At 42.5% G+C, this 13,064-nt stretch carries 5 protein-coding genes and 4 pseudogenes; 4 read left to right on the top strand and 5 right to left on the bottom strand.

Going from position 1 to position 13,064, the window contains the following annotated elements; genetic code table 11:
• Positions 1-9: 9 nt before the first annotated feature.
• From V3224_RS19790 to pflA, 4 genes and pseudogenes are all read left to right on the top strand, one after another.
• Positions 10-929: pseudogene (locus V3224_RS19790) on the top strand (IS256 family transposase); the annotation flags it as partial.
• A 196-nt stretch (positions 930-1,125) separates the two neighbouring features.
• Positions 1,126-1,406: pseudogene (locus V3224_RS19785) on the top strand (transposase); the annotation flags it as partial.
• Positions 1,407-1,442: 36 nt separating this feature from the next.
• Positions 1,443-2,036 (top strand): annotated as a pseudogene (locus tag V3224_RS19780) (glycine radical domain-containing protein); the annotation flags it as partial.
• 282 nt (positions 2,037-2,318) lie between these two features.
• A complete protein-coding gene (gene pflA / locus V3224_RS19775) occupies positions 2,319-3,059 on the top strand; it encodes a pyruvate formate lyase 1-activating protein (protein WP_334472368.1) in 741 nt (246 codons plus the stop codon).
• Positions 3,060-4,049: 990 nt separating this feature from the next.
• On the opposite strand, the pseudogene V3224_RS19770 reads toward pflA, so the two are convergent.
• From V3224_RS19770 to V3224_RS19750, 5 genes and pseudogenes are all read right to left on the bottom strand, one after another.
• Positions 4,050-6,080 (bottom strand): annotated as a pseudogene (locus tag V3224_RS19770) (RHS repeat-associated core domain-containing protein); the annotation flags it as partial.
• 366 nt (positions 6,081-6,446) lie between these two features.
• Positions 6,447-7,739, bottom strand: a complete 1,293-nt coding sequence (gene serS, locus V3224_RS19765; protein WP_334472367.1) for a serine--tRNA ligase — start codon at positions 7,737-7,739, stop codon at positions 6,447-6,449.
• A 109-nt stretch (positions 7,740-7,848) separates the two neighbouring features.
• Positions 7,849-9,192, bottom strand: coding sequence for a replication-associated recombination protein A (locus tag V3224_RS19760; RefSeq protein ID WP_334472756.1), 1,344 nt, complete (start codon positions 9,190-9,192; stop codon positions 7,849-7,851).
• Between the two features lies 1 nt (position 9,193).
• Complete coding sequence (gene lolA / locus V3224_RS19755; RefSeq protein WP_334472366.1) at positions 9,194-9,811, bottom strand: outer membrane lipoprotein chaperone LolA; 618 nt, start codon at positions 9,809-9,811, stop codon at positions 9,194-9,196.
• A gap of 55 nt (positions 9,812-9,866) precedes the next feature.
• Positions 9,867-12,947 (bottom strand): DNA translocase FtsK 4TM domain-containing protein, encoded by a 3,081-nt coding sequence (locus tag V3224_RS19750; RefSeq protein WP_334472754.1) that lies wholly within the window; start codon positions 12,945-12,947, stop codon positions 9,867-9,869.
• Between the last annotated feature and the right edge of the window lie 117 nt (positions 12,948-13,064).

The following is a 13,064-nucleotide window of genomic DNA, read 5'->3' as shown; positions in this document are numbered from 1 at the left end:
GGTTAATTTATGGACGAAAAACAATTGCAGGCTCTGGCTAATAAATTGGCCAAAAATCTCAAAACCCCTGACGATCTCAGCCAGTTCGATCGTCTGCTGAAGAAAATCAGCGTTGAGGCGGCTCTCAACGCCGAAATGTCCCACCATCTGGGCTACAAAATCAGCCCAAACCGGGTGCCAACTCCCGCAACGGCTATTCCACAAAGATCGTTACCACCGGCGATGGTCCTCTGGAACTACGCCCTCCGCGCGATCGTGACGGTTCTTTCGAACCGCAACTGGTGAAGAAAAACCAGACCCGGATCACCGGGATGGATAACCAGATTTTATCGTTGTACGCCAAAGGGATGACCACCCGCGAGATAGCGGCTGCGTTCAAAGAACTGTATGACGCGGATGTCTCACCGGCGCTGGTCTCGAAGGTCACCGATTCCGTGATGGAGCAGGTTACCGAATGGCAAAATCGCCCACTGGATGCAGTCTATCCTATTGTTTATCTTGACTGTATCGTCCTGAAGGTCCGGCAGGACAGTCGCGTCATCAATAAATCCGTGTTTCTGGCCCTGGGTATCAACATCGAAGGTCAGAAAGAACTGTTGGGTATGTGGCTGGCCGAAAACGAGGGCGCGAAGTTCTGGCTCAGTGTGCTGACAGAACTAAAAAACCGTGGTCTGAACGATATCCTCATCGCCTGTGTCGACGGTCTGAAAGGCTTTCCGGACGCCATCAACACCCTGTATCCGGAAGCCCGCATTCAGCTGTGCATCGTGCATATGGTGCGTAACAGCCTGCGGTTCGTCTCCTGGAAGGACTACAAAGCCGTCACTCGCGACCTGAAAGCCATCTATCAGGCTTCCACGGAAGAAGCAGGCCAGCAGGCGCTGGAAGCGTTCGCCAGCGCATGGGACAGCCGCTACCCGCAGATAAGCGGACACGAGTTTCGCACAGGCATATAAAGTTCTAGAAATGGCTTAAAAGCAATGGTTAATCTGTAAGTTACTAAAACACATAAATTTTATTAAATTACAATAATTTGTATTTAATTTATAAGGTTTTGTCTATTTATATATCATGCTGAATTAAACTTAAAAATAGCGCGTTTTTTTATTGGTGCGAAACTCGTGGCGGAGCTGGCAGACAAACTGGGCCAACCTGGCGACGTTCTTCGCTTACCCGGCAGACATCCGCAAGGTGATCTACACAACGAATGCCATAGAGTCGCTGAACAGCGTGATCCGGCATGCCAAAAGCGTAAGGTGTTCCCGACGGATGACGCAGTGAAAAAGGTGGTGTGGCTGGCAATCCAGGCGGCGTCACAGAAATGGACAATGCCGCTGAGGGACTGGCGTATGGCGATGAGCCGCTTTATTATCGAGTTCGGTGACCGCCTGGACGGTCACTACTGAGAAAAGGCATTTACACAGAATCGTGTACAGGGTCGTGAATCACAATTTGGTAATAATGATAATCGGGTCGACGATATTGCTTGCGATTTAGTCGAACGCTTCATGAAGAAGATCCAGCAATTACGGACTTACCGCAATGCGGTGCCAACACAATCAATTCTAACTATTACCTCCAATATGGTCTATGGTAAAAAAACCGGTAATACTCCTGATGGCCGCCGCGCTGGTGCACCTTTTGGCCCAGGCGCTAACCAAATGCATGGCCGTGATCAGAAAGGAGCGGTAGCCTCTCTGACTTCGGTAGCAAAATTACCCTTTGCTTATGCCAAAGACGGGATCTCTTATACTTTTTCTATTGTGCCTAACGCATTAGGTAAAGATGATGAGGTACGTAAAACCAATCTGGCTGGACTGATGGATGGCTATTTCCACCATGAAGCCAATATTGAAGGTAGTCAGCATCTAAACGTTAATGTCATGAATCGTGAAATGCTATTAGATGCGATGGAAAATCCAGAGAAATATCCTCAGCTAACTATTCGTGTTTCAGGTTATGCAGTGCGTTTTAATTCTTTGACCAAAGAACAGCAGCAAGATGTTATTACCCGTACATTTACGGAAACTATGTAACAATTTGCCGTTGGACTAAAATAGTAGTGTATAAAAGCCCCGCTTAAAATGGGGCTTTTTAACTCCCCACGAGTTTCGCACCAATAAAAAAACGCGCTATTTTTAAGTTTAATTCAGCATGATATATAAATAGACAAAACCTTATAAATTAAATACAAATTATTGTAATTTAATAAAATTTATGTGTTTTTGTAACTTGCAGATTAACCATTGCTTTTAAGCCATTTCTAGAACTTTATATGCCTGTGCGAAACTCGTGCTCCCTTCAATTTTGGAGATGTTATGTCGCTAGTTGGGCGTATTCACTCTTTTGAATCTTGTGGTACGGTAGATGGCCCGGGTATTCGATTTATCGTTTTTTTTCAGGGATGCCTGATGCGATGTCTGTACTGCCATAACCGAGATACCTGGGATACCCACGGTGGTAAAGAAATTACCGTCGAAGAATTGATGAAAGAAGTGGTTAGCTATAGCCATTTTATGAATGCTTCCGGTGGCGGAGTGACCGCTTCTGGCGGTGAAGCCATTTTGCAGGCTGAATTTGTTCGAGACTGGTTTCGCGCTTGTCAGCAACAAGGCATTCATACTTGTCTTGATACTAATGGTTTTGTCCGCCGTTATGATAAAGTGATCGATGAGTTACTGGATGTCACCGATTTAGTGATGTTAGATCTAAAACAACTGGACGATAGCATTCATAAGAATCTAGTTGGCGTTTCCAATCATCGCACCTTAGAATTTGCCCGCTATCTGGCGAAACGTGGACAGAAAACCTGGATCCGTTATGTAGTGGTACCCAGTTGGTCAGATGATGACCAATCCGCCCACTTACTAGGCCAATTTACCCGTGATATGCCCAATATCGAAAAAATAGAGCTGTTACCCTACCATGAATTAGGCAAGCATAAATGGCTAGCGATGGGGGAAGAGTATCAGCTGAGCGATATCAGACCACCATCAACGGAAACCATGGAGCGAATTAAACATATTCTGCAAGGTTATGGCCATAAAGTGGTTTATTAATTTATTCGATGGGCGATAAAAAATTTTGTGACTTAATTTTTCAGTTTTAATAAATCGGGCTTTTTTCGACTAATATTTCAGCGAAAAAAACCCGATATTTAACATCACGCGACTAATTTATCATCGCATTAAAGACGGTTTTTTAGAACCAGCAGATCATTTTGTCTGCTGATTTTCCTCTCCAAATTACCTAACAATTTATTACTTAAAACGACTACTAACCATAGACTTAAATTGGTCTTGCCGGCTACTTTTTTTAGACGCTGAATAAGCTAATAATTGAGTAGCATACGCAAAGGAGTCTGCATTGTTATAAGGCAGCTCTAGATAATCCTCAAATTTTAAATCCTTCAAACTACTTTTGCCTTTAATGAATTCATCAAAACTATAATGTAATGCACTTATATTATTAAAAGTTTTGTCAACGCCTAAAAAATAAAGCTTTTGTAGATTTTGCGAAGCGCTACCACCGGCACTTGAATAAGCAACATCAAGAGTACCTAATACTATATGAGAAAATTCGTGGATCAAAGTTATCTCTACTATATGCTCCTCTCCACGATTTTCAAATTTAAACCATGGTTGCGCAAAAACCTCTAAATATTTCTCATTCTTAAAAAAGTCAGACGCTTCTTTAAAGATTTTTGCCTTAGAAATTTGATTCTCGCCAGCGGACATGGCTTTATTATAATTTAACACTTTCTTATCAGGAAAAAAATATGCTGTTTGTGCTATTGTATTTGGATCATGCTCAGAAACAACCTGTTCAATCAAATTTTTATTAACATCGAATGATTTCATCAAATTCTGAATTGCGGTTAAATCCTGTTTCCAAGTTTCTTTAAGCTCGTCAAAAGCATGACCAAAAAAAGTACTCATTACCTGTTGAACCGCTTCACTATTACTTTGTAGTACATTTAACGCCTTATCAATCGTTTCTATTGTATGCTTTACTGTTTTTTTGATACTTTTCTGCAACGGTGTCGGTGCCATCCCTTTTTCATCAATTAAGGTGACTGGGTTATTTCTACAGAATCGATAGAGATTTAGCCCATCAACCGTGCCGGCCGGATCAGCGCTCAACCAACGCCCCACCCAGGGCTGGTAGTAGCGATAACCGTAATAATAGAGCCCGCTGGCATCCAATTCTTTGCCTGAATAACGGATAGTTTTATAATTGACTTCTAACTGACTGACGGCCAGTAATACCGAGGTACCACCATAGGGATAATACTCCTCCTGACTTATCAGTAGCCCGTTTTCATCCACCTCTAGCCGACTGCTGCCTAGCTGATCATCATAACTGTAACGCAGCTGATCGTTGTTGATCTCCGTTGGCTTACCTGTTGTCCAGTGCAGCGCTCGTACTTGCGCACGTCCTGCCTCACCCATGGTTGTTATCTCCAGCAGCTCTTGCACACCATTGCCATTGGTTTAGTACGCAGTTCAGCACCTGTCAGGTAAATCACTTGCTGTGTCTGATCGGTATTACTCTGCTGTCTGACGGTAGTTTTAACCAGTCGTTGACTACTGGCATCGTAACGATACCATTCCGTGTCTGCGGGTTGGCCATTATGCTCGACTAATGTTACCGTTAATAACTCTCCACGCGGCGTCCACGTTAGCGCTTGCCCCAATAATAATTGCTGCTGCTGTCCACCTGGGGTAAACAGCCTGTCTACCATAGCCGGATCTTCGGTTAAGCTACTTAATACCGCCCGATTAGTGCGATCAGATACGGTAATATTGACGGTATAATTATTGTTACTGGTCGGGGCACTATGGCGTATTTGCGATAAATTACCACCACTGTCGTAAGTGTAGGTTCGGCTATAATTGGCGAAGGTATTACTATCGATGGGAGATGCTGGCGGTAACTGCGTAGTTTGTTGACCAATATTGGCCATTTCTCGGCCGGTAGCTTGCACCAGCTGGTAGAGACTATCATAGCGATAGTGATTTTCCGGCACAATTTTTCTGATTACGCCAGAAGCGGGTCGCCTCAGCATCATTGGTAATACGTAACACATTACCTACCGGATCATAGTCATAACGCAGATCTTGCAGTATCTTGGCGCCTGCCATATGACCAGCCAGTCGTTCCGTTTTGATATTAAGCAGACGCTGAGTTTCTGGCTCATACCTATAGCTAGTCACTATCCCATTGCCGTGCTCCTCACGTAATTTTTGCCCATTGGCGGCATAGGTTAACGATTTGACAATGACCTGTTCACGGCCTGATTTTAGTGTCAGCCAGCTACTCATTAACATACCAGCCACGTCATAGGCCTGCCGCTGGCGATTACCGATCGCATCGGTACTCGTCAATATCGCACCAGTTGCATCACGGGTATACTGGTTAGTATAAATCACTGCCGATAACTGCGCATCCCAGTCAGATTCATCCTGTCCCTGCCAGTTAGCAACCAGATTATCTTGTAGTAAGCGACGTGAAGTGGATAACATGGCACCGCTTAAGGCGATGCTATTGATTTGTTCAAGTCCCGCCGTATCATAATGACGAATACAGGCACCGACTAAATTTAGTCTTTTCTCTGCCTGGCTATTACCAGCCCAGATAAAACGTTCACTGATCTGAGACTCTTTACCTGGCTGTTGTTCGGTGATCGACAACAATCGCCCAAGCGAGTCACTATCTTCATACTGCCAGTGACAGCGGTATGAGGTGGCATTGACCGCAAAATGGGGCCTTTGAGCAATATCTTTCATCGTCACCGTCATTCCTGCATCAACACTCTCTACCGACAATACTTCACCACTAAGCGATGTTATGTAGCTGAAATTTGGTGTAACGGTATTATCGGTTTGCCGCTGTTGATATAAACGAGGATCTATGCTGTGGGCCAAAAAGTCCAGCGCATTATTTTGATATCGCGTGATTAACGTCTCGGTATTCTCAGGTGTATCCGGATGGCGATTATATTGAATTTGTCTGATGGCCAGCCCACGATTATCTTGTACTAAGATGGTGGGGGTACTTTTAAATGATGCTGTGTCCATACTGCCTCCTTGGTTTTTGAGTGTTAGGTTAACTCAGTAGTAAGGGAAACGTATTTCTTAAACATATTCAATTGATATTTTTTTATTAACTAAAGCATAAATAGCAATAAACTTAATTTAAGCGATTAGTAAGAAAAAATTATCTTATTTGGCTCAGGAAATAAATAGAAAATTCACCAGCAAGATTAAAATATGATATCTACTCAGCACTTTTGTCATGGCCGGTCTGCAGCAATAAATAAAGCTACTTTTAAACAGTAGCTTTATATTATGTCTGCTTACATTTGGCTGATATTCGCTGAATATTACCGACAAGTTTATTTGTTGATCACAAGCATCGCTATTTCAATAACATCACTCCTTGCGTTAACCAATATACTCTAACCCCTTCATGTAAGGACGTAAAACTTCAGGCACTTCAATTCGTCCATCAGCTTGCTGATAATTTTCCATTACCGCCACCAAGGTACGACCAACAGCCAAACCAGAGCCATTTAAGGTATGCACTAACTGTGGTTTTTTATCCTCTTTATGACGGAAACGTGCTTGCATGCGACGTGCCTGGAAGTCCCAAGTATTTGAACAAGAAGAGATTTCGCGGTAGGTATTTTGGGCCGGTAGCCAGACTTCCAGATCGTAGGTTTTACAAGCTGCAAAACCCATATCGCCAGTACATAAAACAATTTTACGGTAAGGCAATTTTAACAATTGCAATACTTTTTCTACATGGCCGGTTAATTCTTCCAGTGCTACCATCGATTTTTCTGGCTCTACTATCTGCACTAATTCAACTTTATCAAATTGGTGCATACGGATCAGGCCGCGCGTATCGCGGCCATAAGAGCCCGCTTCAGAACGAAAACAGGGAGTATGCGCTGTCAGGCGGAGAGGTAAACTTTCTGCCGCTAAAATTTCATCCCGAACTAGATTAGTCACCGGCACTTCAGCGGTTGGGATCAACGCATATTGCTGATTTGATGCCTGTTCTTCCAATCGTTTGGTATGAAAAAGATCTTCACTGAATTTGGGTAGCTGGCCGGTGCCATAAAGGGTGGCATGATTAACTAAATAGGGAACATAAGTTTCCGTATAACCATGTTGTTCGGTGTGTAAATCTAACATGAATTGCGCCAATGCCCGATGCAAGCGCGCAATTTGGCCTTTCATGACCACAAAACGGGAACCAGTAATTTTTACCGCAGCCGAAAAATCCAAACCATCAGTTAATTCACCTAATGCCACATGATCCTTAATGGTAAAATCATATTGACGCGGCTCACCCCAACGACTTATTTCGACATTGTCGGTTTCATCGTTGCCGTCTGGTACACTGTCATCAGGTAAGTTGGGTAAACTTAAAGCAATATTACGAATGTCATCCTGTATTTGCGTTAGTTTACTTTTAGCACTATCCAGCTCTTCACCTAACTGGTTAACTTGCTTACGTAAAGCTTCAACATCTTCACCGCGCGCTTTTGCTGCACCGATGGTCTTCGAGCGGGAATTTCGTTCTGCCTGCAAGCTTTCTGTTGTAATTTGTAAATCTTTGCGTTCTTGCTCTAGTTTACGCAACATATCTACATCGAGAATAAATCCCCTACGAGCCAGTTTTTCAGCAACTACCTCTAGCTCATTACGCAGTAAATTTGGATCAAGCATGCTTAACCTGTAAAATTATTATGGTTCAAAAATAAAAACAACCTGCCAGTCTTCTCTGACACTTAACACTTTTTTAGCCTGATCTGGCTACATTACCCCATTGAGATTTTTAACGATAGCGTTTTGTTAAGCTATTTTGATCCAATTCAGTCAGCCAGGATAATTTTTCGCCAATTTTTCCTTCTAAACCACGATTTGATGGAAAATAATAACGTGTTTCTTGCATCTCGGCGGGAAAGTAATTTTCACCAGCAGCATAAGCATTGAGCTCATCGTGAGCATAGCGATATTCTTGACCTAAGCCCATCTCTTTCATTAACTTAGTCGGTGCATTACGTAAATGAGGAGGGACATCATAATCTGGCTGTTGCTTTGCGTCTGTTATGGCGGCCTGAAAAGCCTTATAAACGGCATTACTTTTAGCAGCACAAGCTAAATAGACAATTGCTTGGGCAATGGCTCGCTCTCCTTCCGCTGGGCCAACACGGGTGAAACAATCCCACGCCGCTATCGCAACTTGCATTGCTCTCGGATCAGCATTGCCTATATCTTCAGAGGCAATAGCCAGCAGTCGACGAGCAACATATAAAGGGTCACCGCCAGCAGTGATAATTCGGGCATACCAATAAAGCGCTGCATCGGGGGCAGAGCCACGGACAGATTTATGTAGTGCGGAAATGAGATCATAATAACGATCGCCTTTATTATCAAAACGAACGCTTCTTTCACCACTAACTTCTTTTAATAAATTTACGGCTAATATTCGCTGATCTTTATCATTGATCTCAGCCATATCGACCATCATTTCCAGTAAATTTAATGCTCGTCTGGCATCACCATTGGCTAATTGGGCTATCATGTCACAGGTGTCATCGGGCAAAATAATTTTCTGGCCACCATAACCACGTTCTCTATCCTCCATTGCTTGCTGCAAAACCATGACAATTTCTTCATTAGAAAGCAGTTTCAGTAGATAAACCCGCGCGCGTGAAAGTAAGGCTGAGTTGAGCTCAAAAGAAGGATTTTCTGTTGTGGCGCCAATAAACGTTACCGTACCATCTTCTATATGAGGTAAAAAGGCATCTTGTTGACTTTTATTGAAGCGATGAACTTCATCAACAAATAAAATCGTTCTTCGCCCTAATTGCCGATTTTGGCGAGCAATTTCAATCGCCTCGCGGATCTCTTTGATACCTGAGGTTACCGCTGAGATCTTTTCAATGGCGGCATCCGCATAGTGACCGATAATTTCAGCCAGGGTCGTTTTTCCGGTACCTGGCGGCCCCCACAAAATCATGGAATGCAGTTGGCCTGCACCAATAGCACGCGCAAGTGGCTTGTCCTTAGCTAATAAATGGAGCTGGCCAATATATTGCTCTAAGTTGATTGGCCGCATTTTTGCGGCCAATGGTTGAAATTCATTAGATGAAAAATCAAGTGGCAAATTAGTCACCTCACCTCCTTGACCTTTGATCATCAACAGTTACACCTTGTGGTGGATCAAATTTAAATTTGTTGTCATCAACATGGCTATTTTGCTGGCCTTTGAGCTGATATGAACTCATTTGGCCATCTTGCTCTACCGCCGTAAATTGTTGAATAGTGCCATCAGGCTGAACAGTAATGGAAAAATGTTTCAAATTTCCCTTATTTTGGGTAGCTGTTAGCAGAAAATCATTATCATTTTGACTAATCTGATAACGTTTCCAATCCTGCGGAGCATTACGGGTTATCAACATAAACGGTGTATCCGTCGTTGCCTGACTCAATAAAGTTACCGTAACTTGCTCAACAAAAGGATTATAAAACCAAAGATTAGTACCATCAGAAACTAACCAACTTTCATCTGGTGCTACCATATGCCAGTTAAATAAATTTGGCCGTTTGATCCATAGCTGGCCTTCACCTTGCTGAATTAAATCACCATCAGCACTGGTCACCTTTTGTGTAAAATTGGCATGAAAACTATTTATTTTATTTAGGCGCATTTGCAGTTCAGAAGCGGCATCTGCCCATACCTGGCTAATATGAAAAGTTATCGCTAACAAGCCTAGCATTATCAATTTTTTCATTAAGTAATGACCTTTTTATCCATCATATTTATTGGTTTTAAGATAATATGTTAAATCAATGTCCTGTCGGTGGTGGAGTTAAGACTTCGCGATTACCATTGTGGCCTGGTTCACTAACGATCCCTTGCGCTTCCATCTGTTCAACAATCCTCGCGGCACGATTATAACCAATGCGGAATTGTCGTTGAACGCCAGATATTGAGACGCGTTGCTTTTCCGTCACAAATTCAACCGCTTGATCAAATAGTGGATCAAGCTCTTCATCACCATCATAACCACTATCACCCTCATCGCTAGCCTTAGTAATGTTATCAATATACTCGGGCTTACCTCTAGCTTTCCAATCTTTAACCACATCATGCACTTCCTGATCGCGAACAAACGCGCCATGGACACGAATTGGAATAGAGGAGTTAGGCGGTAAGTAAAGCATATCGCCCATGCCTAATAAAGATTCAGCGCCACCTTGATCAAGGATGGTGCGAGAATCTATCTTGCTTGATACAGTAAACGCAATCCGAGTCGGTATATTCGCCTTAATTAAACCGGTAATAATATCAACCGATGGCCTTTGCGTCGCCAAAACAAGGTGAATACCGGCTGCCCGCGCTTTTTGTGCCAAACGCGCAATTAGCTCTTCAACTTTCTTGCCAGCGGTCATCATGAGATCGGCAAATTCATCAACCATAACAACAATATAAGGCTCTTTTTTTAGTACCGGGTGACTACTATCCATGTTATCACCTGGCTTCCAAAATGGATCAGGTATCGGGCGCCCCATACGTTCAGCAGCATTAATTTTATCGTTATAGCCCACTAAATTTCTTACCCCTAAAGCAGACATTAGCTTATAGCGACGTTCCATTTCATTAACACACCAACGCAGTGCATTAGCTGCATCTTTCATGTCGGTGACAACCTCGGTCAGCAAATGAGGAATGCCCTCATAAATGGAGAGTTCCAACATCTTAGGATCGATCATGATAAAACGAACATCCTCAGGCTTTGCTTTATACAAAATACTGAGGATCATGGAGTTAACCCCAACCGATTTACCCGAACCAGTGGTACCGGCAACCAACAAATGGGGCATTTTTTCTAAATCGGCGATAACCGGTTCACCTTCAATATCTTTACCTAATACAATGGTTAATGTTGAGGGGTTGCGCCGAAATTTATCACAATCAAGCACTTCGCGTAGATAAACCGTCTGACGCTTTCTATTGGGCAATTCTAATCCTACATAAGGTTTACCCGGTATCACCTCAACAATACGTACGGCAGTTGCTGATAAGGAACGGGCTAAGTCCCTTGATAAATTAGAAATACGTGCCGCCTTCACGCCAGGAGCTAACTCCAATTCAAAGCGGGTAATAACCGGCCCTGGAGAAAAACCAACGACTTCCGCTTTTACCCGATAATCGCTTAAACGCACTTCAATTAAACGGGATGTTTGCTCCAGTGCAAACATATCAACCGGCTCATTTTGGGCGGGTGGACTGGCAAGTAGATCTAATGATGGCATCGGTGTCGTGGGTTTTGGTAATGGTTGATCACTACGTACCAGAAAAGGATGAAAAAGACTTCCCTGCTCGGGTAATGTTTGTTCGACGTTTTGCTTTTTATCCTTAGTAGATAGCGGTATTTCGCTGACCTCTTTTGCTAGTTGCTCCTGCGATACCTCTCTATCTTCTGCCAATGGCCATTTATGCTCTATATGCGGCTGGCTTTCAACTGATGTATTTAATTCTGCCTCATCTGATGTAATCGGTTTGTCTTTGTCATCGATTCTATCTGTTGGCGGATTAAGATTGTTAGTTATATCAGTGTCATAACGTTTATTTTGCTGCTGCAAAAACTGTTCACGTAATTTATCTTCATTCCAATCATCAATACTAAACTCAGCACCATCCGGTTGCGTTACTGAATTTTGATAAGCGTTTTGTTCAGCAGCCAATTCCTGCTCTTTTTGTGTCGTTAGACGATTGCCGTAAAGTTCACGTCGCGTTGGTAAACGAACAGGATTAGGACGTGGAAATTCTGGGCCAATTCCCTTTTTAATTTGCGATTTCACTGGCGTGAAAGCAGTACTAGGGTCAACCTCGGCATCTATTTTTGTTACCGATGATATTAATGTTTCACTTAAATTTGCGGTTTTATCTTGCTCGCTAACTTGAGTAACGGTATTAGCATCTATCGATTTATTTAGATTAACATCATTATCCATTGGAACAGGTATATCTGAAGGTTTGCTAAAGATATCTTCATCATATTTGTCCAGCGTTGCTGATTGAATATCAAAACCAACTTCAGTTTCATCAGGCATCAGAGTGGATCCCTTTTCACCATGCAATTCATGGTTTTTATTATTGCTCAATTCCTCTTTCGCTAGCTGACTAATTGGCGAAGCTGAAAAAAGTACATCATCGGGATCGATATAATCTACATTGGTGCCATCGTACAATTTAGCCGGATGAGGTGAAACATAAGCTTCTGTTGTCTGACGCTTGTTATTTCTACGAGTACGATTAGTGATTAGTGACATGGTTGCTAAAACTAGTGCGCCAATCTTTTCCGCAATCATCAACCATGACCAACCGGTAAATAAGGTGAAACTAACTGCCCATATACAAAGTAACGCTAAGGTTGTTCCTAAAATATTAAACCAAGGCAAGATGGCATTACTAAAAACACTACCAATAATTCCGCCAGAGGAAAAATTAGGTAAATCATCAATATTAAGTGATGCAAGAGCACACGATGTAATTATTAGCGCCAACCCACCGATCAGACGTAAGGAAAGGACAAAAAAATTCAGACAATTCTGGTTATCAATATCTTTAAATACATTCCAACATCCTAACAACATAACTAATGGTATAGCATAGGCTAAAATGCCAAAAACAGAGAAAAGAATATCCGCTGACCAAGCACCAATACCACCAGCTAAATTTTTAATCGGTTCATTCCAGGTGGTCTGCGACCAGCTAGGATCGGAAGGATGAAAACTTATCAGGGCCACCACTAAAAAAATCGCCCAGATAGTAATTATAAGTAAAATAATCTCTGTCAGTATCTTGCCATTACTGATCTTTTTTAACTTAATATTTTTGTCTTCTGTATATTCCTGGCCCAAAACTAACACTCCAGGTTTTTCCTGTTGATTGAAAGGAACAACGCTGAGTAATGCTCAGCGTTGAAACTGTATGCATAAACAGGAGTGTACCTAACTTTTTCCAGTTTTGCATCTATT

The sequence above is a fragment of the Arsenophonus sp. PmNCSU2021_1 genome (assembly GCF_036919435.1).
Classification (GTDB): Bacteria; Pseudomonadota; Gammaproteobacteria; order Enterobacterales; family Enterobacteriaceae; genus Arsenophonus; species Arsenophonus nilaparvatae.
Note: the sequence above shows the minus strand (reverse complement) of the source record. Positions and strands in the feature narration are given on the sequence as shown.

Excerpts from the sequence above, each read along its gene's own strand:
- pflA (WP_334472368.1), top strand. The coding sequence starts at position 2,319 with ATGTCGCTAGTTGGGCGTATTCACTCTTTTGAATCTTGTGGTACGGTA.
- lolA (WP_334472366.1), bottom strand. The coding sequence starts at position 9,811 with ATGAAAAAATTGATAATGCTAGGCTTGTTAGCGATAACTTTTCATATT.
- serS (WP_334472367.1), bottom strand. The coding sequence starts at position 7,739 with ATGCTTGATCCAAATTTACTGCGTAATGAGCTAGAGGTAGTTGCTGAA.